The sequence below is a fragment of the Xanthomonas sp. NCPPB 1068 genome, assembly GCF_041479385.2.
Lineage (GTDB): Bacteria > Pseudomonadota > Gammaproteobacteria > Xanthomonadales > Xanthomonadaceae > Xanthomonas > Xanthomonas cannabis.
Map to the genome: position 1 here is coordinate 531,086 of NZ_CM192986.1, position 19,937 is coordinate 551,022.

The window sequence follows — 19,937 nt, forward strand, 5'->3', positions numbered from 1 at the left end:
ATCAGGCGGCCTGCAATGCCTCCGGAAGCAGTTCGCCGATACGCGCCCGCACGCGTTCGGCGTACGAGGCCGAGGTGAACTGCGGCAGCTCCTGCAATGCCACGCCGATGGCGATGCCGATCGCGTCGTCCGCACGCGCCGCCTGCAGCTGGCGATGCAGTACTGCGGCGGCCGGGTTGCGCTGCAATTGCAGGATGTCCAGCAGATACAGCCGGGCGTTGGTGGCCGCGCGCCGGCGCTGGCGGTGCAGGTCGTCGGCGGTGGGCAGCGCTTGCAGGGTCTGGGCCACCGTGGGCGCCGTTGCAATCGTGGAGCCTACGGTACGTGCATCGGTCTCGGGCACGGCGGCCTTCGCGCTGCCGTCGGCAGGCGTCAGATAGCCCATTGCACACAGCGTCTGCACCAGTGCGGCGCCGTTGTCGCCCAGCAACCGCGCAAGTGCGGTCAAGTCACGTTGGCCATCGGCCAGGATCAACGCACGGCGCTGCAGCAGGGTCAGCGGGCTGCGATGCGACTGCAGCGCAGTCAGGGCGAGTGCGGTCTTGCGTGGGGTCATGGCGGCGGTCCTGCGAAGCCGGCAGGGTGAGCGTTGCCAATGAAACGCCGATGACATTGGCGCGACACCTTGCACCGTACGTGCCAGTGCCAGCATCGGTGGCAATGACCTCACCTCCACACCGCCACCCTGCGCGCTGTGTACGCTTGGCCAACGCACAGGAGCATATCGATGACATCCAGATTGTCTGGCTTGCTGGGAATGGTGCTGGTCGTTGCCGGCTGCCATCGCGCGGACGACACGTCGGCTGCAGCAGCGCCGGCCGAGGCGGCCCACACGCCGGTGGCGTCCGCCAACGACCAGCCCGCGGACGCGGTACCGCCGGCCACGGCGCCGGTAGGCACGTTTCCACCGCAGGTGCGGCCGCAGCCCACCACGCTTGCGCGGATGGATGGCTACGGCGACCTGCGCCTGGGCATGGATGCCACGCAGGCGCGCGCAGCGTGGGGCGGCGAGCTGCGCGGCAGCGCAGCCAGCGATGGCGGCTGCTACCTGCTGCGTCCGCAATGGGCCCGGGATGCGCGGGAATTCGGTTTCATGTTCGAAGGCGATCACCTGGTCCGTTACCAGACCACTGAGCGCAGGGAAGTTGCGCCAGGGGGCGGCAAGGTCGGCATGACGCTGGCGCAGCTGCGCGGGTTGTATCCGCAGGGGCTTGACGCGCAGCCGCACAAATACCTGCCGGGCGCGCAGACGCTGCGGCATGCCGATGCCGCCACCTCGTCGGCGCTGGTATTCGAGACCGATGCCGAGGGCAGGGTGAGCAGCTGGCGAGTCGGGCAGCCGCCCCAGGTGGACTACGTCGAGGGCTGTGGCTAGCCGCCTGCGTGCGAGCAGGGCGCCACGCCATCGGTCAGACGCGTGGCACGCGACCTGCCCGGCGTTGCCTCGATTACAACAACGCCTGCCAGACACGCAACGTGGCGGCGACGGGCCTGCAACGATGCGTGTGCGTGTGCGATCCGACTCAGTCGCAGTTCGCACTCCAGCATGCCACGCGCAGCAAGAACACTGCGCCCTAGCCCTAGCCAGCGCTGCCTCAGCCGCAGCCGCAGCCGCACGCTTAGCGCGGCTCGGACGACGGCCGCTCGTGCTGCCTGGCGGTTTCCTCGTTCTCGCCGATATCGCCGTCGCTGGCCGGCGTGGGCAGGCCTTCGTTTTCCATTTCGCCGTGATTGGGTACTTCCGGGCGATCTTCCATCATCAGCGACAGCGCGGCCTTGGCCATCATGTGGGCGCTGATCGGTGCGGTGATGAACAGGAAGACGGTGATCAGCAACTCGCGCGGCTGCGGGTCCACGCCCAGGAACAGGTGATAGCCCACCGAGCCCAGCAGCACGCAGCCCACGCCCAGGGTGCTGGCCTTGGTCGGCGCATGCAGGCGCTTGAAAAAGTCCGACAGCTTCACCAGCCCGAAGGCGCCGATCAGGATGAAGAAGGTGCCGACCAGCAGCAGCGCGCTCAGCAGATATTCGGTGAGCGCGATCATTCGACGATGTCCCGGCGCAGCACGTACTTGCTCAACACCACGGTGCTGCCGAAGCCCAGCATCGCAATCACCAGCGCGGCCTCGAAGTAGATCGGCGAATCCAGGTACATGCCCAGCAGCATCAACTCGGCGATGGCGGTGATGGACAGTGTGTCCAGCGCCAGGATGCGGTCGGGTACCGTCGGCCCGCGCAGCAGTCGCCACAGTGCCATGAGGATGGCCAGGCCCACCGCGTGCATGCAGATGACGATGGTCGATTCGATGAACATGTGACCGGTCATGGAAAGATCTCCATCAGGGGCTTTTCGTAGCGCGCCTTGATCTCGGCGATCAATGCGTCCGGATCGTCCAGATGCAGCACATGCACCAGCAGGTACTTGCGGTCGTCCGACAGCGCAGCCGACACCGTGCCGGGCGTAAGCGTGATCATGCTGGTCAGCGCGGCAATGCCATGGATGTTGGCGATATCCAGCGGCACCCAGATGAAACCGGGATGGATACGCGACTCCGGCCCGAGCACCTGTACCGCGACCTTGATATTGGAGCGCACGATGTCGCCTGCGGCCACCAGCAGCATGCGCGGCACCGAGCGCAGCGAGCCGATGCGGGCGAATTCGCGGTCCAGCCGTGCGGCGAAGATCGGCACCACCACGCCCAGCAGCGCGCCCAGCACCCACTGCTGCGGGCCGAAGCTGTCGCTGAGCAGCAGCCAGAACACGAAGACCATCACGCTCAACGGCGCGGATGGAAAAAGCCGTCGCCGCCACGGCACGCGTGCGTTCATGGCTGCCTCCGTTGCGGGGTGGCCGCGCGCACCTGTTCCACATAGCGGCCGGGGTCGCGCAGCTGTGCTGCGGCATCGTCGGTGTAGCGCATCAGCGGCCCGGCGCAGACCGTCATTGCCACCAGCCCGCTCAGCAGCAGCAGCGTGGCGGCCGTTTCCACCGGGCGCATGCGGCCACGGCGCTGCGGTTGCAGCTCGGGCGTGTCTTCCACCGCCGCCGGCACGCGCCAGAACAGGCGCACGCCGGCGCGGGTCAGGCCGATCACCACCAGCAGGCTGCTGCCAAGGACCGCGCCCCAGACCGGCGCCACCAGGCCTGCGGGCACGTGCTGCAGCAGCGCGGCCTTGGCCAGGAAGCCGGACAACGGCGGCAGTCCGGCGACCGCCACGGCAGCGATCATGAACATGGTGCCCGGAATGGCGCGGCCCGGTAGCGGTGCCACCACTTCCTTGCGGTCGCTGGCGCTGCCACGCCGCCGCCGGATCAGGTCCGAGACCATGAACAGCGCCGCGGCCACGAAGCTGCTGTGCGGCAGGTAATACAGGCCCGCGCCGAGCGCGCCTGCGTCGTCGAGCGAAAAGGCGATGAACAGGGTCGCCGCGGAAAATACCACCAGATACGACACCATCACCCGCAGCCGCGAGGCGGCCATCACCCCGAATGCGGCCATCAGCAGCGTGCCGATGCCCAGCCACAGCAACGCGTGCCGGCCGAAGCCGTGCAAGGCCCCGGCACCGGCGCCAAACCACAGGCTCGACACGCGCAAGACCGCGTACAGGCCTACCTTGGTCATGATCGCAAACAGCGCCGCCACCGCCGCCGGTGCACGCGAGTAGGTCTCCGGCAGCCACAGGTACAGCGGCAACAAGGCGGCCTTGCTGCAGAACACCAGCAGCAACAGCCCGAGCGTGGCCTTGGCCATCGGCACATCCTGCGCCGGCAGCTCGGCGATGCGCTGCGACAGCTCGGCCATGTTGAGCGTGCCGAACACGCCGAACAGCAGCCCCAGCCCGATCAGGAACAAGGTCGAGGCGCACACATTGAACACCACGTAATGCAGGCCCACACGCATCTGCAGGCCACGTCCGCCGCTGAGCAACAACCCATAGGAGGCGATCAGCATCACTTCGAAGAACACGAACAGATTGAAGATGTCGCCGGTCAGGAACGCACCATTCAAACCCATCAGCTGGAACTGGAACAGCGCATGGAAATGCGGCGCGCGGCGGTCCCAGCCGGCGCAGGCATGCAGCAGGCAGGCCGCGCCCAGGACCAGTGTGGTCAACAGCATCCACGCAGAAAGCCGGTCGCCCATCAGCACGATGCCGAACCGCGCCGGCCAATCGCCCAGCAGGTACACCAGCACGTTGCCCTCGGCAGCGCGGGCAAACAGCGCCAGCACCGCGGCGGCCAGCAAGCCCATGCTCACCCAGGCCACGCTGCGCTGCACGCGCGGCCCGTAGCGGCGGTGCTCGACAAACAGCGACGCCGACGCCCCCAGCATCGGGATCAGGATCGGCAGGATCAGCAAATGGTTCATCGCCGCGCCTGCCGCGTATCGACACCGGTGGCGGCATCTTCATGCGCATCCACGTGGTCGCTGCCATTGTCGCTGCGGCTGCGGATCGCCAGCACCAGGCTCACCGCGGTCATCGCAAAGGCGATCACGATCGCGGTCAGCACCAGCGCCTGTGGCAGCGGGTCGGTGTAGTGCTCCAGATCCACCGGCACGCCGTCGCGCAAGACCGGCGGCTGACCGGCACGCAGCCGTCCGCCGGCGAAGATCAGCAGGTTGGTCGCGTACGACAGGAAGGTCATCCCCAGGATCACATCGAAGCTGCGCGCACGCAGCAGCAGATAGATCGCCAGGGCGGTGAGGACGCCGATCGCGCTTGCCAATGCCAATTCCATCAATGCTGCTCCGCGGTGCGTGTCGAACGTTGGGTGGGATCGATTTCGCCGCGTTGCGAACTACGCGTGCGCGAAGGTTTGATCGTGCCCATCATCGACAGCATCAGCATCGCCGCACCGAACACCACCAGGTACACCCCCACGTCGAAGCCCAATGCGCTGGCCAGCTCCAGCTCGCCCAGCAGCGGCAGCGGCAGATCGACATGGCCGCTGCTCAGGAACGGCAGCCCGAACAGCAGCGAACCGGCACCGCTCAGCAATGCGCACAACAGGCCAATACCGATCAAGCGGATGTAGTCGAAGCCGAAACGCGACTCCACCGACGCGGTGCCCTGGATCACGTACTGCATCAACAACGGCACCGCCAGCACCAGGCCGGCAATGAAGCCACCGCCAGGCGCGTTGTGGCCGCGCAAGAACAGGAACAGCGACACGGTGAGCGTCAGCGGGAACATGATCTGCGCCAGATCCGCCGGTACTGGCAGCCGTATCGCCGGCCCCGGCATGGTGCGCTCCGGTGCCATCCGCGAGCGTCGCAGCAGCGCATGCACCACCAGCCCGGCAATCGCGAACACGGTGATCTCGCCGAAGGTATCGAAGCCGCGGAAATCCACCAGGATCACGTTGACCACGTTGCGCCCATACGCCTCAGGCAACGCGCGTTGCAGCAACTCGCCGGCCACGGTGTGGGTGGGTTGCGTCATCAGGGTATACGCCAGCGCGGCCAGGCCGGTGCCGCCAATGATTGCGATGGCGACATCGCGACACTTGCGCAGCCGCGCGCGCTCCGGCAACGAGCGCTCCGGCAGGTAGTTCATCGCCAGCAGCATCAGCACCAGCGTGACCATCTCCACCAGCAGCTGGGTCAATGCAAGATCCGGTGCGGACAGGAACACGAAGGTCAGGCTGACCGCCAGGCCGGTGCCACCAAGCACCAGCACCGCCAGCAGGCGCTGCTTGTACAGGAACAGGCTGCCCAACGCGCACGCGATCAACAGCAGCCACACCGTCCAGCCCAGCAGCGGCATGGGCGTGGGAGCAGGCCACTCCGGCAGCGCGCCCCCTTGCAGGAACGGCACCAGTGCCACCACCACCGCGCTCAGTACCAGCAGCAGCAGCATGCGCTGCAGGTTGCCGTTGGTCACCGCATCGGTCATGCGGGCGGTGGCGCTGAACAAGGTGCGCAGGTTCCAGTGGAACAGGGCCTTGCCGGGCGAGCGGTTCTGCACCGCGTACAGATCCAGCATGCGACGGATCGCAACGTACAGCAGCGCCCCGCCGATCATGCCGGCGATGCTCATCGCCAGCGGCCAGTTGACGCCATGCCACAGCGCCAGGCTGTAGTCGGGCAGTGCATCGCCGAGAATGGCGCCGGCACCGGCGCGCAGCACCGGCGCCACGGTCCAGGCCGGCACGATGCCCACCGCCAGGCAGATCAGCACCAGCACATCCACCGGGATGCGCATCCAGCGCGGCGGCTCGTGCGGCGTGGTGTCCAGATCGAGCGGGCCATCGCCAAAGAACGTGTCGTGCACGAAGCGCAGGCTGTAGGCCACGCCAAGCACGCCGGCCAGCAAGGCGGCGATGCTCGCCAGGATGCGCATCAGCTGCGGCGCTTCGGTTTCCAGCGCCACAGCGAAGAACATTTCCTTCGACAAGAATCCGTTGAGCAACGGAATGCCGGCCATGGCCAGCGACGCGATGATCGCCAGCGCACTGGTAACGGGCATCAATCGGCGCAGATTGCCCAGCTTGCGCATGTCGCGCGTGCCGGTTTCGTGGTCGATGATGCCCGCAGCCATGAACAACGAGGCCTTGAACACCGCGTGGTTGAGGATGTGGAACACGCCAGCCACCACCGCCATCGGCGTGGACAGGCCGAACAGCATCGTGATCAGGCCAAGATGTGAAATGGTCGAGTACGCCAGCACGCCCTTGAGATCGTGCTGGAAGATCGCGTACCACGCTCCCAGCAACAACGTGATCGCTCCGATGCTGGTGACCGTATAGAAAAACAGGTCGCTGCCGGCCAGCGCAGGGTGCAGCCGCGCCAGCAAAAACACACCGGCCTTGACCATCGTGGCCGAGTGCAGATACGCCGACACCGGCGTGGGCGCGGCCATCGCATGCGGCAACCAGAAATGAAACGGAAACTGCGCGCTCTTGGTGAAAATGCCCAGCAGCACCAAGCCCAATGCATACGGATACAGCGGGCTGGCGCGGATCACATCGCCGGCGGCCAGCACCGCATCCAGCTGAAAACTGCCGACGATGCGGCCGATCATCAAGACCCCGCCCAGCAGGGCAAGCCCGCCACCGGCGGTCAACACGAACGCCATGCGTGCGCCTTCGCGCGCATCCTTGCGATGCGACCAGAACCCGATCAGCAGGAAGGAGCTGATGCTGGTGAGTTCCCAGAACACCATCAACAGCAGCAGATTGCCCGACAGCACCATGCCGAGCATCGCGCCCATGAACAGCAGCAGATACGCAAAAAAGCGCGATGCGCTGTCGCGTGCACTCAGGTAGTAATGCGCATACAGCACCACCAGGGCGCCGATGCCGAGCACCAGCAGCGCAAACATCCAGGCCAGGCCATCCAGCCGCAGCGAAAACAGCAAGCCGATCTGCGGCAACCATGCATGCTCGCTGGCAATCACCTCACCGCGCAGCACTGCCGGCGTGAGTGTGGCAAGCACCAGCAACCCCGCCAACGGCGCGGCCGCAGCCAACCACGCGGTGATCGAACGGGGCGCGCGCCGGAACAGCGCAGCGGCGGCCGCCATCAGGAATGGCAGCGCAAGCAGAATTTCCAACGAAAAAGGCATGCAGGGAACACAAGATTCGCGAGCAGGCCAGAGAGCTTAACAAACCGTTGACTGACGTCCGTGTCAACGCCGGTGCTGCATCACGCGCGGATGGGCCGCCAGATGGCTACGCAACTGCGCGGTGTACTGGGTATGCTGCCGTCATTCCCGCCTGCACCGTTGCCCTGTGACCGCTACCCACCCCGCTCCGACCACTGCCGTTTCTGCGCCGCGCGCCCTGGTGTTCGGCGGCAGCGGGCAGATTGGCGAGCGCCTGCTGACCCGTCTGCTGAGTCGCGGCTGGCAGGTCACCGCCTGGTCGCGTCAGCCGCGCGCCGCGCGCGCTGGATTGATCTGGAGACAAGGGGATCTGGCGATGCCGGCCGCCGCGGGCGAGGCGTTCGAGGTGATCTTCAGCTGCGGGCCGTTGGACCATTTCGCCCGCTGGTATGCAGAAAACCCCGTGGTTGCACCGCGCATCGTGGCGTTTGGCTCCACCAGTGTGGAGGTCAAGGAACATTCCATCGATGCGGCCGAGCGCGACGTCGCGCAGCGACTGGCCCATGCCGAACAGGCGCTGTTCTCCGCAGCGCAGGCGCGCGGTGCCACCGCCACCGTGCTGCGTCCGACCCTGGTGTACGGTGCCGGACGCGACAAGACGCTGACGCAGATCGCCGGGCTGGCGCAGCGCACCGGTGCCTTCGTCCTGCCCGCCAACGCCACCGGCCTGCGCCAACCGGTGCACGTGGATGACCTGGCCAGCGCCGCGCTGGCGGTGATCGGCCAACCCGGCACCCAGCAACGCAGCTATGCCCTGGGCGGCGGTGAAGTGCTGGCCTACACGCAGATGGTGGAGCGCGTGCTGGCGGCATTGCCGCGACCGGCGCGGCTGTATCAGGTGCCACCGGGCCTGTTCGGGTTCGCGCTGACCACGGCGCAACGCCTGGGGCGGCTGCGTGGCATGAATGCGGCCGCGTTGCAGCGCATGCGCGACGATCTGGTGTTCGACCTGGAGCCGGCACGTCGCGATTTCGGTTACGCGCCGCGCGCGTTCCGGCCATTGCCGGAAGAGCTCGGCATCGGCGAATGACGCGCTGACTTGGCCGGCAATGCCTGTATCAGATGCGCCTGCAGGCCTTGAAGCGCCAGTCGCCGCGTGGCGTGCTGCGCGACGAGGCGATGACCCGCAGGCAACGCCGCGCATGACGCCGGCCGACAGCGGGCGAGCCCCGCGCCACCGCCCGTCTCAGTAACGCCACCCCAGCTGCCGGTACACCTTGGCCAACACCCAGATCGGCCCGATCAGCAGATAGGTCAGGTCGGTGAGAAAGCTCGGCTTGCGGCCTTCGATCCTGTGCCCCACGAACTGGGCGATCCACGCCAGCACGAAGACCGACAACGCGCTGGTGAACACGCCGCCCAGACCGACCCGGCCTTCGATGAGCCGGCACAGGCAGCCGAAGAAAAAGAAGATCCCCAGCATGCCCAGCCCGAGCGGGCGCGACAGCCGGTTGTAGTACGACCACGCCGCAAACATCGCCAGCGCCGCCCAGACCCCGCTACTGAACCAGGTGCCGCCCACCGGGATGCACCACAGCAGCCCCACCACCGACCACAGGATGGCCGGCACCGCCACCACGTGGATCAGCTGATTGGTGTCGTTGCGGTGGTCGTCGGAATAGCTGGCGAAATAGCGGTCGATCGGTCGCGCGGTCGTGGTGCGTTCGGTCATGTTCCCTCCCAGGAATGACCCAAGCATACGCGTGCGAACGGCCGTGGTGGCACTACGCAGAGGACCGGTCCCTGCCACGCCGCAATCGCGTGGCAGGGACCGGTGCAGGTCAGTTGACCGACACCGCACTCCAGGCGGCAGCCACTGCCCGGTACTGCGTGGACGTGCCGCCATACAGATCGGTGGCCGCGCTCAGGGTGGCCCGACGCGCGGCTGCGTAGTTGGTGGAGGAGGTCATGTAGACGGTGAGCGCGCGATACCAGATGCGGCTGGCAGCGGCGCGGCCGATGGCCGTCAGCGCGGTATTGCCGTTGCAGACCAGCCCGGCAGGGGTCAGGTTGTAACTGGTGCCCGCGCCGAAACCGCTCGGCACCACCGCCCCTTCGGCCAGCAGATAGTAGAAATGATTCGCCACGCCGGAGCTGTAGTGCACATCGATGGAGCCCAGATTGCTGCGATAGCAATCGGGCGAATCGCCGTCCAGGCTCGGCTTGAACATGTAGCGCAAGGCCAGCGTGCCGCTGCTGTTGCCGGCGATGAGTTTCTCGCCGATCAGATAATTGCCCGGCTGCGCGCTGTTGTTGGCGGAGAATTCCACCATCGCGCCCATGATGTCGGAGGTGGCCTCGTTCAGGCCGCCGGACTCACCCGAGTACACCAACCGTGCCGAGCGACTGGTCACCCCGTGCGTCATCTCGTGCCCGGCCACGTCCACCGACACCAGCGGTGTAAACGTGCTGCCGTCGCCATCACCGAAGGTCATGCAGAAACAGCTGTCCGACCAGAAGGCATTGTTGTAACGGCTGCCGTAATGCACGCGGCTACGCGCACCCTTGCCGTCGTTGGCGATGCCGCTGCGCGCGTGGCTGGTCTTGAAGTAATCCCAGGTCAGCGACACCCCGTAGTGCGCATCCACCGCCACCGTGGTGGTGTCGCTGCTGGCGCCGCTGCCCCACGCATTGTCGGCATCGGTCAGCAGCGTGCCGTTGCCCGAGGTGCTGTTGCGCATGTTGTAGGTGGCGCCGCCACCGCGGCCCAGATCGGTCATCTCGAAGCCGCTGCTGCACCGCGTGGTCGCCAGGCCCACGCTGCCCGCGTACAACGAACGCCCGGTGCCGGCGGCACTGGTGCCACCCGCGCAGGCGGTATGTACCGTGTCCCAGGAGTCGAGGATGCGTTGATCCACCGCATCGACGATGTAATGCATTTCGGTCGGCGTCTGATCCGGCTTGATGCCGCTGTAGATCACCTCGTACGCCAGCCGTGGCGCCCCCCGGCGCGCGTACAGTGCCAGGCTTGCACGTGGCGCGGCATCCTGCGGCACGTCGAACTGCGCTCCGGCCACACGCAGCGCGGTGGTGGCGTCGATGCCGGGCGCAAGGTCCGGACGCACCGGCGTGTCCAGGGTCTGACTCAATTGGCGCATCACCCCACGCCGCGAATGCACCACCACGTCGCCGCCGATCACCGGCAGCCCTCGGTAGGTGCGATCGAAGCGCACATGCTCGCTGCCATCGGCATCGACGATGCTGTCACGCGCGACAAAGACATCGGCCGGCGCACGATTGGCCATGGCCGACGCGGTATTCCCCAGTAGTGTCTGCGCACGCGTGACCGCCGCATTTGCAGAAAGATCGGCCGCACCAGCGGCAGCAGAAAACGATAGCGCGCAGCAGATGGCTGCGCCCAGTACATGGAATTGCATGACGACTCTCTCCCAGAACGTGCAATGCAAAAACCGGCGAGATGACGCACGGCCGGTCGCGATCGGCAGCAGGTGCCGGCAGACAACCTTGCACAGTCCTGGACATTGCAATAGTAAAAATTACCGGCGTATTGCGTTCTGTGCGTCGGGCCACATTGCGTTGGGCAACGTATCGCACTGCGATGGATGGCCGGTCGCCGTACCGATCTGTCCTGCTTGAACGTGGCTTGGCAACTGCACGTGCGCTACGACCGATGACTGGGAATGCGTCGGGCGTTGCAGATCGCTCACTGCGTACAGTCCATGTGGCGCGCCATGGTCGCGGTGATCACAACGCGCACCGTGTCGGCCGCGGCCAGGCAGGATGCAATCGCGCCGACGCGTGTAGCCGCGCATGAAAAAGCCGGCCATCCACTGGCCGGCTTTTTGGTTGCACCCGTCACACCTCAGCGCGCGCCCATTGCCACCTTCTGCTGCTCCTCGCGGACCTGGTGCTGCTGGGCCTGGCCGGCCAGCAGCTGCGCGCTGGTCTGCTCCAGCGGCGGCGCAGGCTGGTTCAGATCCACCGCCGCACGGAAACCCGGCGTGGTGCCCATGACGAACGCCTTGCCATCCTGCACCGTCACGCTCTGCAGCTTGTCCGCGCTGTCGATGCCGTTCTGCTTGGCCTGCAGCGTGACATGGGCGGCCGCATCGTTGGAGATCATGCCCGGCAGCCTGCTGCGGATTGCGTTGTGCAATGCATGGTCCGGATGCGACGCATCGGTGAGCGAGGGCCCGGTCGGCGCTGCAACCGGGGCCTCGCGTGTAGGCACCTGCGTGTGTGCCGGCACAGCCGACAACGCCGCCTGCGTGTTGCGGCCAACGATCCCGTCCTGTTGCAGCCCATGCTGCTTCTGGAACGCCATCACCGCTTCGCGCGTGTTGTCGCCAAAGCGCCCATCCTCGGCAAGCCGATTGCCCTGCGCATCGCGCACGCCAAGGCGGTTGAGGTCCTGCTGCAGCTTGCCGACCTCGCTGCCTTGCTCGCCATGACGCAGCGTGCCGTTGCCGGCCGCTGTCGCAGGCTGGGCGTGGCGTGCGCCCGACTCCTGCTGGTGGCCCTGATTCCAGAACGTCTCCGGACTGGTCAGCTTGCCGTTGGCATCGCGCAGCTGGTAATGCACATGCTGTGCGTACTGGCTGTTGCCGTTCGGCCCGCGGCCACCCATCGTGCCGATGGCATCGCCCGCCGCCAGCGTCTGGCCTTCCTTCACCTTGAGTCCATCCAGGTGCAGGATCTCGTGCGAATTACCCTGTGCATCGCGAATCTTGACGGTCCCGTAATTGCCACCCGCGAACGTGACCGTGCCTGCCACGGGCGAATGCACTGTCGGATGCTGCAGGTTACGGCCGGTCTGGCCGCCTTGGTAATTGAAGTCGGTTCCGCCGTGATCGCGTGCGCTACGGTGCTCGCCGTAGTGACCGGTGATATGCGGCGCAACGCCGTTCTGCGGAGGCAGCATGCGCTCCATGGTGGTCTGGAACGATCCCGACCCTGCCGCTTGCACCGGTGCGTGCGCCGCATGCTGCGCGGGCGCCACCGTTTGGCCGAGCTGGCCGTGTTCGAGCTTGCCCATCAGCTCCGGCGTGATGTCGCGCTGCCAGCGCGCAAAGCGGTTTTCGCGATCGGCCAGCCCGTTCGGCGGGTCGCCGCCATTGATCGCCACTCCGGCGGCATGTGCGTCCTGCCTGGCGGCCTGGGGAACGTTGTTCTGCCAGTACCAGGTAGCGATTCGCGAGGCATTTTCTGGCTGCGCAGCCAGTTCGGGATGTGCCACCAGATCCAGATCCAGGGCTTCGCCTGCGGCGCGATACTGGTCCTTGCCGGTGAGCTGGATGTAGCCCCGGCCACGGTAGAGGTAACCATCGCCGGGTTCGGTATTGCCCATGCGTCCGCCGTACATCAGTTCGGCCAGTTTTTCCGGCTGGCCACGCAGCGCCTCCAGACGTGCTTCTTCCAACGCCTCCGGCCCTTCGCGCAGTGCTGACCGCACTTTCGAGCTGACTTGCGACGGCCCGCGCGTATAGCGGAACCCTTCTTCAAGCCGGTTGAGGCCCATCGATTCATGGCCGACCTGGGCCATGAAGTTCGCCAGTTCTTTGGGCTGGGTAATGCCTGCTGCATAGGCCGACTGCAGCAGCCCTGTTTCGCGATCGGTTGCCATGGTGTAACTCCTCATTTCTCAGCAACATGAAATAACGGACTCCTTCCTTGTCCGCGCCAACCATTACGTCCCTTTAATTCGTTTTCTCGCCCGCGGCCTCGTCCAGGGCCGCTGCCTTCTTCAGCGTGGCGGGATCAAACTCCTGGAACGCCACCATGCCGAAATCGTTCGTGGTGAGTTCCAGCGTGTTGTGTTGTTCGGTCTCGGTATCGGACAGATCACGTACCACCTTGTCCAGCAACCAGGTGCGCTTGTCTGCCGAGTACTTGAACGTGAAGTCATCGGCCCAACGCTCGCGCGAACCGCCGGAGATGGAGATGGTGAATTGACCGGGTTGAATGCGTGAAAACGCATACGGGTCGCCGGCCAGGCCGCCGCAACGGGCACATGGCACGATCTTGCTGTTTTCAGCCGCTTTCTGGAACGCGCCATCGGCTTGTTGGGTCAGCAACATCACCGTGCGCGGCGTTCCCTCGCCGAGTTTCTCGGTACCGGTGGATGGCGGTGACACCACCAGCAACGCATCGGAGCGTCCCGCGCCGGTCAGATCGCCGCGGATGGTTTCCAGAGCCTTCGATCCAGCAGGAACGAAGGAATCGATCGTGCCCATGGGTACAGTCCCTTGTGTCGATGTGGCGGAAGTTGGTGAAGCGGGGGTGGACGGCTGCGACGTCGCAGCGGCTGCAGTGGCCGCGGGCGTCTCGGGCGCACCTGCCGCAGCCTGCGGACCGTTGCAGGCGGCCAGCGCAATGGCCAGCGCAGTGGCCAGCACCGGGCAAGTCAGTCGAAATGGATGCAAGGTGGTCTCCTGAAACGTAGGTGGTTGCGGTGGCGGCAAGCGCGCCGGTTACAGGGCCTGATCGTCCACCTTGACCAATGTCCAGCAGGGGCGCTGGGCGAAGTGGTAGACCTGCTGGTCGCCGGTGTCGGGGGTGCGGATCAACACCTGCTGACCGTCGCCTTGCTGGGAGACGACCACTTCGCGCCCGCTGCTGCGCACCGCTGCCAGGTCAGGAATGACGGGCCATTTGACTTGCGCCAATGGCACCTCGCGCGTCACGGGTGCCGGCTCGGGCTGCGCCTCGGGGTCGATCTGGATCATGGTCAACGGGTCGGCCGTCGCCTTTTCCTGGACTGCGATCTCTGCGCTGAAGCGCTTCAAGAAGGCAGGGAAGTCGGCATCGGGACAGCTGGCTGAGGTTGCGGGCGCTGTGGCCGTACTTGTGGCTGCGGCAGGTGCCGTCGCCGAGGCAGTGGCCGGCGATTCCGGGGCGGTGGAGGCTGCCGGCGGCGCCTGTGCAGAGCAGGCTGCAAGCGCAAGGCTCAATGCCAGAGCGGGCAGGGACGTACGGAAACTAGCCAATGGATCCTCCTGATCTTATCGGGGCGGCATGTGCGCGGGCGAAAGTCTATCGGCGGCCCGGTTGCGTCATGTGAATGCGCAGGCCTCCACCGCCGGCCCGCATTGAGGAACGGACGATGGCCGGGCATTGCCGTGTGATCGGTTACGCGTCCGCTGTCGTTCGCTGCGCTCGGATGTGCCAGTGCACATCCGCCCCCTGCGACCGCCCGACCAAAGCCCCGTCCCCGGGGCTTACAGCATCAATCGACCGAAATCCCCGCCAGCCGCTGCAGTGCTTCGGCATATTTCGCACGGGTGCGATCGATCACGTCAGCCGGCAGGCTGGGGCCGGGTGCGGTCTTGCCCCAGTCCAGGGTTTCCAGATAGTCGCGCACGAACTGCTTGTCGTAGCTCGGCGGGCTGGTGCCCACTTCGTACTGGTCGGCCGGCCAGTAGCGCGACGAGTCCGGGGTCAGCATCTCGTCCATGATGTACAGGCGGCCATCGGCATCGGTGCCGAACTCGAACTTGGTGTCGGCCAGCAGGATGCCGCGTTCGGCGGCAAAATCAGCGGCAAAACGGTAGATGCGCAAGGTGGCATCGCGTACGCGTTCGGCCAGTTCGGCGCCCACCGTTTTGACCATCGCATCGAAGTCGATGTTCTCGTCATGGTCGCCGACCGCTGCCTTGGTCGATGGGGTGAAGATCGGTTCGGGCAGTTTTTCGGCCTGGCGCAGGCCGTCGGGCAATTCGATGCCGCTGATCTTGCCGGTGCGCTGGTAGTCCTTCCAGCCGCTGCCGATCAGATAGCCGCGCGCGATCGCTTCCACCGGCACCGGCTTGAGCTTGCGCGTCACCACGGCACGCTTGGCGTACAGGGCCGGGTCCACACCGTCGGGCAGCACCTGCTCCACGCGGATGTCGACCAGGTGGTTGGGCATCAGGTGGTCGGTCTTGTGGAACCAGAAGTTGGACACCTGGCACAGCATCTCGCCCTTGCCCGGAATCGGATCCGGCAGCACCACATCGAAGGCGGACAGGCGGTCGGTGGCCACCATCAACAGGTAGTCGCCCGGGGGGGCGTCGGCGGGCAGGCGGTCGCGCGGAATATCGAAGACATCGCGGACCTTGCCACGGTGACGCAACGGCAGGCCGGGCAGATCGGATTGCAACAGCGTGGTCGACACAGGCACTCCTAAGGACGTCGCTATGACGCTGTCCCCGGGACCCGGCGGGCCCGCGGGTGGGCAGCGGGCCGCGTAGTGTACGGCGCTTCGTGGCGCCCTGCTGGGATTTGTCGGACGGCTCTGCCTACTGGCTGTAGAGGGCCCGTCAGCCAGGCCGGACGGGCGTTCGGGTAAGATCGCCAACCCGCCTTCCCCACACCGATCGCCCATGTCCTGGTACGGAAAACTGCTCGGCGCACTGGCCGGCGCCTTGCTGTTCCGTGGCGCGCCGTTCGTGGGGCTGATGATCGGCCTGGCCATCGGCCACGCAGTGGATGCCGGCTGGTTCAAGCGGCGTGCGGAAAACCCGTATGAGGCCCTCGGGCTGGAGCCGGACGCGACCACGGCCGAGATCGACCTGGCCTATCGGCGGCTGATGTCGCGCTATCACCCGGACAAGGTGGCCAACGCCGAGCCGGAAGCGCGCCGCCAGGCGGAGAAAAAGGCCAGCCAGATCAATGCCGCCTACGATCGTATCCAGCGGATGCGCAAGCGCTGATCGCATGGCGCGTGGTTGTGTGTGGGTACCGCCAGAACGGTGCGCGGCGTGAGTGGGGACCTCGAGTCGCCAATGGGTGGGGGCCGTCAACCCCAGTTGCGCTCCAAGGCATACGCGCCAGTGGCGCGTGTGCCTTCTCACCCCGACGGAAGAGGGGCCTGGCGTGACATGCAGAAGTGATGCGTGATTCGCAGGTCTGGCCAGGACATCAAGCCGTGTTGCACGGCGCAGCTAACGCTGGCCGGAAAACAGCACTGCGAATCAGCAATCTCAGAACTTGTACGTCGCCGTCAGCCGCACCGCGTTGGTGGAAAAGTCCGTATCGGTGCGACGCAGATCGGTGCCGGCCGGATTGACACGCAGGAACGGGTTGGTCGCCGGCGCGGTGCCCGGCCCGACGCGCACCCGGGTGTCTTCGTCCTGCAGCCGCGTAAACAGGTATTCCACGCCCACCGACACGTTGTCGCTCAAGCGACGCTGCAGGCCAACACCGGCCTGGTAGCCATTGGCGCTGTCGCCGCCGCTGCCGGTGAAGCTGTTGGCGGTGTTGCTGCTGACGAAACTGTGATCGAACTCGCCGCGGGCCGCGCCGGCGGTGAAATACGCCAGGTAGTCGCCCTGCTCGCCGAACGCATAGCCGATCCGGCCGCGCAGCGCGGTGGTGCGGTTGAGCTGGCGGGTGAAGGTGTACAGTGCAGGCGTCGTGCTGAAGGCGCTGACGCTGTCGCGGATGTCGTTGCGGGTGTACTCGGCCACCACGCCGTAGACCCAGTTGCCGACCTGCCAGTCGTAGCCCAGCCGCGCACCGTACTCGGCACCGCCCTTGTCCTTGCTGCAGCCGCTGGCCGGCGTGCGGCCGGCGGCCGCCCCGCCGCAGAAGCCCGGAGAAAACGCATCGGCACCGGTGGCGGTGCTGACCTGATCGCCGTCACGGCCATCCAGGTTGGTGTCGAAGCCGAAGCGGCCACCGGAGACGCCGGCCGGATCGGCACCGCCGACATTGGCGCCGATGGAAAAGCCGGACCAGTCGGCCGGGCCGGATTGCGCCCAGGCCGATGGTGTCAGGGCCAGCAGGACGATGGCAGCGGAGGCGAGCGGGGTGGTTTTCATGAAGTCTCCTCAAGTCGGGCGCGGCGCGCCGGTCAAGGGCATACGCAGCAGAGCCCGCCACGGATGCACGCCTTTCCTCGCCGGGGCCGGGTTGCGACAATGCGGTTTCCGTCTTCCTACGAGCTGCCCATGCAATCGACGGCGATCGCCCCGTCCATCCTGTCCGCTGATTTCGCCCGCCTTGGCGAGGAGGTGAACAACGTCCTGAAGGCCGGCGCCGACTGGGTGCACTTCGATGTGATGGACAACCACTACGTGCCCAATCTCACCATCGGCCCGATGGTCTGCCAGGCGCTGCGCAAGCACGGCATTACCGCCCCGATCGATGTGCACCTGATGGTCGAGCCGGTGGACCGCATCGTGCCGGACTTCGCCGAGGCCGGTGCCACCACCATCAGCTTCCACCCCGAAGCCAGCCGCCACGTGCACCGCACCATCCAGCTGATCAAGTCGCACGGCTGCCAGGCCGGGCTGGTGCTCAACCCGGCCACGCCGGTGGATATCCTGGACTGGGTGCTGCCGGAGCTGGATCTGGTGCTAGTGATGTCGGTCAACCCGGGCTTCGGCGGGCAGGCCTTCATCCCGTCGGCGCTGGACAAGCTGCGTGCAATCCGGAGCAAGATCGACGCCACCGGCAAGCCGATCCGGCTCGAAATCGACGGCGGCGTCAAGGCCGACAACATCGGCGCGATTGCCGCGGCCGGTGCCGACACCTTCGTGGCCGGCTCGGCGATCTTCAACGCGCCCGACTATGCGCAGGTGATTGCACAGATGCGCGCGGCCGTGGACGCGGCGCGATGAGCCAGCCCGCGCCGCAGATCCGCAGTGCCACGCCCGCGGATGTGCCCCTGTTGCACGAGTTGATCACCGCGCTGGCGGTCTACGAACGCGAGCCGGATGCGGTGACGGCCACTCAGGACGATCTGCACGCCAGCCTGTTCAGCGACGGCGCCACCGCGCACGCACTGATCTGCGAGCAGGACGGCCAGGCGCTGGGTTTTGCGGTGTATTTCTTCAATTACTCGACCTGGCTGGGCCGCAACGGCCTGTATCTGGAAGACCTGTTCGTGCGCCCGCAGGCGCGCGGGCGCGGTGCCGGCCTTGCGCTGTTGCGGCATCTGGCGCAACTGGCCGTGCAGCGCGGCTGCGGGCGTTTCGAGTGGTCGGTGCTCGACTGGAACCAGCCGGCCATCGACTTCTACCAGGCGGTCGGCGCCCGCCCGATGGACGGTTGGACCGTCTACCGGCTCGATGGCGAACGCCTGGCCGCGTTTGCCGCCGGCACCTGAGCGAAGCGGTCGCGTCGGCGCGGGAAGTTGGGCCATTACGCCGGCGCGCAGATCTGGCTTCAGCCGCAAAGTGGTGCGCGCCAGTGGTGGCTGAACGACCTGGGCGAGCGGCAGCTGTCGGCGCAATCGAGCGCCGGCATTGCCGTTGTCTCGAGCGATGGACGTCACAGCCGGCCTGAACCTGTGACTTTCGGCCGGTTGACCTCGCATGGGGCGGCCTTTCAGCATCGGTGTCCCCATGTGCGCCACCGATGCCAGATGAACTCCTTCTACACCCGTTGTGTCGCCACCGTGTTGGGTGGCGTCGGCCTGCTCGCTGGGCCGGGCCTGCTGCAGGCCGCGCCGGCCGCGGTCTCCACGGACGCTGTGGTCGCCGCACCCTTGCAGTGGACCAGGCTCACCATCCGTCAGTCCTCTGGCGTGCGCGCATTCGTGCCGGCCCGCCTGAACGGACAGCCGTTTTCGTTGATGCTGCATTCGCTGGCGTCGTTCTACACGCAGACCACGCATGCCAATGCGGCCCTGGCGGGGATCGCGCTGGAGGGGGAAAAGCGCACGTTCGGCATCGAATCCGAAGGCAAGGTCAGCGCGCTCGGCCGCCAATACGGGCACGCCAACGAGATCTCGGTTGGCGACGACGTGGCCCGGAACAAGCGTGTCGAAATCTTCGAAGTGCTGCAGAACGCTGCGGACGGCAAACTCAAGGACGGCATGCTGGGCAGCCTGTGGTTGCACGACCGCGGCGCCATCATCGATTACGGGCGCCGGCAACTGGCCGTCCCCGCAAGCGCCGCGGCCGCTCAAGCGTTCGATGCCGGTCTGGTCAAGGCCGGCTACAGCCAGCACGCCATGCACTGGGATGACCAGGGCAAGCTCTATTACGTGCTTGCGTCCATCAACGGAGTGCCGGCGAAAATGCTGGTCAGTACGGCGGCAGGTGATGCCGTGGACGCAACGTTGAAGGACAGGTACCGGCTAACCCTCAAGGTTCGGCCCGAACAGCAGGCCGGACCGGCGGGCGCGGTTGTGCCGGTCTTTGACATTGTCGGCCCGACAACGCTGACCCTCGACGGCACGCATTTGCGCCCGGCTCCCCTGCAGGCGTGGGATCGCAATGCCTACGATTCATCCCAAGCCGAATCCCGCTACGACGGTGTGCTCGCTTCGGGCCTGATGTTCAAGAATGACGCCGTGATCGACTTCAAGACCGGCCATATCTTTTTCAAGTAGGCAGTTTGGCCTGTCCGATGGCCACAAAAGGAAGGCCGCCCCATCGGAG

General features: G+C 66.3%; 20 protein-coding genes. 6 read left to right on the forward strand and 14 right to left on the reverse strand.

The window, feature by feature from the left end:
• Position 1: 1 nt before the first annotated feature.
• Positions 2-556, reverse strand: coding sequence for a hypothetical protein (locus tag ACCQ12_RS02290; RefSeq protein WP_184369108.1), 555 nt, complete (start codon positions 554-556; stop codon positions 2-4).
• Between the two features lie 171 nt (positions 557-727).
• Here ACCQ12_RS02290 and ACCQ12_RS02295 point away from each other — a divergent pair, with 171 nt between their 5' ends.
• Positions 728-1,375: a lectin gene (locus ACCQ12_RS02295; protein WP_372382840.1), complete on the forward strand. Its 648-nt coding sequence runs from the start codon at positions 728-730 to the stop codon at positions 1,373-1,375.
• A 244-nt stretch (positions 1,376-1,619) separates the two neighbouring features.
• Here the strand turns inward: ACCQ12_RS02295 and ACCQ12_RS02300 are convergent, their stop codons facing one another.
• From ACCQ12_RS02300 to ACCQ12_RS02325, 6 genes are read right to left on the reverse strand one after another with little or no spacing between them, the layout of a single operon-like run.
• A complete protein-coding gene (locus ACCQ12_RS02300; RefSeq protein ID WP_104579309.1) occupies positions 1,620-2,045 on the reverse strand; it encodes a Na+/H+ antiporter subunit G in 426 nt (141 codons plus the stop codon).
• Positions 2,042-2,326, reverse strand: a complete 285-nt coding sequence (locus ACCQ12_RS02305; RefSeq protein ID WP_039412714.1) for a K+/H+ antiporter subunit F — start codon at positions 2,324-2,326, stop codon at positions 2,042-2,044. The genes ACCQ12_RS02300 and ACCQ12_RS02305 overlap by 4 nt, the downstream gene beginning before the upstream one ends.
• A complete protein-coding gene (locus tag ACCQ12_RS02310) occupies positions 2,323-2,829 on the reverse strand; it encodes a Na+/H+ antiporter subunit E (RefSeq protein WP_047693959.1) in 507 nt (168 codons plus the stop codon). The genes ACCQ12_RS02305 and ACCQ12_RS02310 overlap by 4 nt, the downstream gene beginning before the upstream one ends.
• Positions 2,826-4,370, reverse strand: coding sequence for a monovalent cation/H+ antiporter subunit D (locus ACCQ12_RS02315; protein ID WP_184369110.1), 1,545 nt, complete (start codon positions 4,368-4,370; stop codon positions 2,826-2,828). The genes ACCQ12_RS02310 and ACCQ12_RS02315 overlap by 4 nt, the downstream gene beginning before the upstream one ends.
• Entirely contained in the window at positions 4,367-4,741 is a 375-nt protein-coding gene (locus tag ACCQ12_RS02320) for a Na+/H+ antiporter subunit C (RefSeq protein ID WP_039412723.1), read from the reverse strand. Before ACCQ12_RS02320 ends, ACCQ12_RS02315 begins: the two co-directional genes overlap by 4 nt.
• Positions 4,741-7,569, reverse strand: coding sequence for a monovalent cation/H+ antiporter subunit A (locus tag ACCQ12_RS02325; RefSeq protein ID WP_166751763.1), 2,829 nt, complete (start codon positions 7,567-7,569; stop codon positions 4,741-4,743). Before ACCQ12_RS02325 ends, ACCQ12_RS02320 begins: the two co-directional genes overlap by 1 nt.
• Before the next feature lie 166 nt (positions 7,570-7,735).
• On the opposite strand from ACCQ12_RS02325, the gene ACCQ12_RS02330 reads away from it, so the two are divergent.
• The gene (locus ACCQ12_RS02330) at positions 7,736-8,638 is read left to right on the forward strand and encodes an NAD-dependent epimerase/dehydratase family protein (RefSeq protein WP_047693965.1); all 903 of its coding nucleotides are present in this window, start codon (positions 7,736-7,738) and stop codon (positions 8,636-8,638) included.
• Between the two features lie 156 nt (positions 8,639-8,794).
• Here the strand turns inward: ACCQ12_RS02330 and ACCQ12_RS02335 are convergent, their stop codons facing one another.
• The 6 genes from ACCQ12_RS02335 to ACCQ12_RS02360 all read right to left on the reverse strand — a co-directional run bounded on the left by ACCQ12_RS02335 (position 8,795) and on the right by ACCQ12_RS02360 (position 15,721).
• The gene (locus ACCQ12_RS02335) at positions 8,795-9,280 is read right to left on the reverse strand and encodes an Mpo1 family 2-hydroxy fatty acid dioxygenase (protein WP_039565773.1); all 486 of its coding nucleotides are present in this window, start codon (positions 9,278-9,280) and stop codon (positions 8,795-8,797) included.
• Between the two features lie 109 nt (positions 9,281-9,389).
• Positions 9,390-10,985 (reverse strand): M4 family metallopeptidase, encoded by a 1,596-nt coding sequence (locus tag ACCQ12_RS02340; protein WP_372382841.1) that lies wholly within the window; start codon positions 10,983-10,985, stop codon positions 9,390-9,392.
• Between the two features lie 446 nt (positions 10,986-11,431).
• Positions 11,432-13,192, reverse strand: coding sequence for a peptidoglycan-binding protein (locus tag ACCQ12_RS02345; protein ID WP_372382842.1), 1,761 nt, complete (start codon positions 13,190-13,192; stop codon positions 11,432-11,434).
• Between the two features lie 73 nt (positions 13,193-13,265).
• Positions 13,266-13,802 carry a hypothetical protein gene (locus ACCQ12_RS02350; RefSeq protein ID WP_179453519.1) on the reverse strand — a complete coding sequence of 179 codons (537 nt, stop codon included), beginning with the start codon at positions 13,800-13,802 and terminating at the stop codon, positions 13,266-13,268.
• Between the two features lie 237 nt (positions 13,803-14,039).
• Positions 14,040-14,354 (reverse strand): hypothetical protein, encoded by a 315-nt coding sequence (locus ACCQ12_RS02355; RefSeq protein ID WP_338063798.1) that lies wholly within the window; start codon positions 14,352-14,354, stop codon positions 14,040-14,042.
• Between the two features lie 440 nt (positions 14,355-14,794).
• Entirely contained in the window at positions 14,795-15,721 is a 927-nt protein-coding gene (locus ACCQ12_RS02360) for a phosphoribosylaminoimidazolesuccinocarboxamide synthase (RefSeq protein WP_166751766.1), read from the reverse strand.
• 208 nt (positions 15,722-15,929) lie between these two features.
• On the opposite strand from ACCQ12_RS02360, the gene ACCQ12_RS02365 reads away from it, so the two are divergent.
• Positions 15,930-16,259: a J domain-containing protein gene (locus ACCQ12_RS02365; protein ID WP_039412744.1), complete on the forward strand. Its 330-nt coding sequence runs from the start codon at positions 15,930-15,932 to the stop codon at positions 16,257-16,259.
• A 270-nt stretch (positions 16,260-16,529) separates the two neighbouring features.
• On the opposite strand, the gene ACCQ12_RS02370 is transcribed toward ACCQ12_RS02365, so the two are convergent.
• On the reverse strand, positions 16,530-17,369 hold the full coding sequence (locus ACCQ12_RS02370; RefSeq protein WP_372382843.1) for an outer membrane protein: 840 nt from the start codon (positions 17,367-17,369) through the stop codon (positions 16,530-16,532).
• A 129-nt stretch (positions 17,370-17,498) separates the two neighbouring features.
• Between ACCQ12_RS02370 and rpe the strand changes: the two genes are divergently transcribed.
• From rpe to ACCQ12_RS02385, 3 genes are all read left to right on the forward strand, one after another.
• Complete coding sequence (gene rpe / locus ACCQ12_RS02375; protein ID WP_047693978.1) at positions 17,499-18,170, forward strand: ribulose-phosphate 3-epimerase; 672 nt, start codon at positions 17,499-17,501, stop codon at positions 18,168-18,170.
• On the forward strand, positions 18,167-18,658 hold the full coding sequence (locus ACCQ12_RS02380; RefSeq protein WP_047693980.1) for a GNAT family N-acetyltransferase: 492 nt from the start codon (positions 18,167-18,169) through the stop codon (positions 18,656-18,658). Before rpe ends, ACCQ12_RS02380 begins: the two co-directional genes overlap by 4 nt.
• Positions 18,659-18,916: 258 nt before the next feature.
• Complete coding sequence (locus ACCQ12_RS02385) at positions 18,917-19,888, forward strand: pepsin/retropepsin-like aspartic protease family protein (protein WP_166751770.1); 972 nt, start codon at positions 18,917-18,919, stop codon at positions 19,886-19,888.
• The last annotated feature ends 49 nt before the right edge of the window (positions 19,889-19,937 follow it).

Excerpts from the sequence above, each read along its gene's own strand:
- ACCQ12_RS02290 (WP_184369108.1), bottom strand. The coding sequence starts at position 556 with ATGACCCCACGCAAGACCGCACTCGCCCTGACTGCGCTGCAGTCGCAT.
- rpe (WP_047693978.1), top strand. The coding sequence starts at position 17,499 with ATGCAATCGACGGCGATCGCCCCGTCCATCCTGTCCGCTGATTTCGCC.
- ACCQ12_RS02340 (WP_372382841.1), bottom strand. The coding sequence starts at position 10,985 with ATGCAATTCCATGTACTGGGCGCAGCCATCTGCTGCGCGCTATCGTTT.
- ACCQ12_RS02295 (WP_372382840.1), top strand. The coding sequence starts at position 728 with ATGACATCCAGATTGTCTGGCTTGCTGGGAATGGTGCTGGTCGTTGCC.
- ACCQ12_RS02325 (WP_166751763.1), bottom strand. The coding sequence starts at position 7,569 with ATGCCTTTTTCGTTGGAAATTCTGCTTGCGCTGCCATTCCTGATGGCG.
- ACCQ12_RS02380 (WP_047693980.1), top strand. The coding sequence starts at position 18,167 with ATGAGCCAGCCCGCGCCGCAGATCCGCAGTGCCACGCCCGCGGATGTG.
- ACCQ12_RS02345 (WP_372382842.1), bottom strand. The coding sequence starts at position 13,192 with ATGGCAACCGATCGCGAAACAGGGCTGCTGCAGTCGGCCTATGCAGCA.
- ACCQ12_RS02305 (WP_039412714.1), bottom strand. The coding sequence starts at position 2,326 with ATGACCGGTCACATGTTCATCGAATCGACCATCGTCATCTGCATGCAC.
- ACCQ12_RS02335 (WP_039565773.1), bottom strand. The coding sequence starts at position 9,280 with ATGACCGAACGCACCACGACCGCGCGACCGATCGACCGCTATTTCGCC.
- ACCQ12_RS02315 (WP_184369110.1), bottom strand. The coding sequence starts at position 4,370 with ATGAACCATTTGCTGATCCTGCCGATCCTGATCCCGATGCTGGGGGCG.
- ACCQ12_RS02350 (WP_179453519.1), bottom strand. The coding sequence starts at position 13,802 with ATGGGCACGATCGATTCCTTCGTTCCTGCTGGATCGAAGGCTCTGGAA.
- ACCQ12_RS02385 (WP_166751770.1), top strand. The coding sequence starts at position 18,917 with ATGAACTCCTTCTACACCCGTTGTGTCGCCACCGTGTTGGGTGGCGTC.
- ACCQ12_RS02300 (WP_104579309.1), bottom strand. The coding sequence starts at position 2,045 with ATGATCGCGCTCACCGAATATCTGCTGAGCGCGCTGCTGCTGGTCGGC.
- ACCQ12_RS02365 (WP_039412744.1), top strand. The coding sequence starts at position 15,930 with ATGTCCTGGTACGGAAAACTGCTCGGCGCACTGGCCGGCGCCTTGCTG.
- ACCQ12_RS02370 (WP_372382843.1), bottom strand. The coding sequence starts at position 17,369 with ATGAAAACCACCCCGCTCGCCTCCGCTGCCATCGTCCTGCTGGCCCTG.
- ACCQ12_RS02310 (WP_047693959.1), bottom strand. The coding sequence starts at position 2,829 with ATGAACGCACGCGTGCCGTGGCGGCGACGGCTTTTTCCATCCGCGCCG.
- ACCQ12_RS02320 (WP_039412723.1), bottom strand. The coding sequence starts at position 4,741 with ATGGAATTGGCATTGGCAAGCGCGATCGGCGTCCTCACCGCCCTGGCG.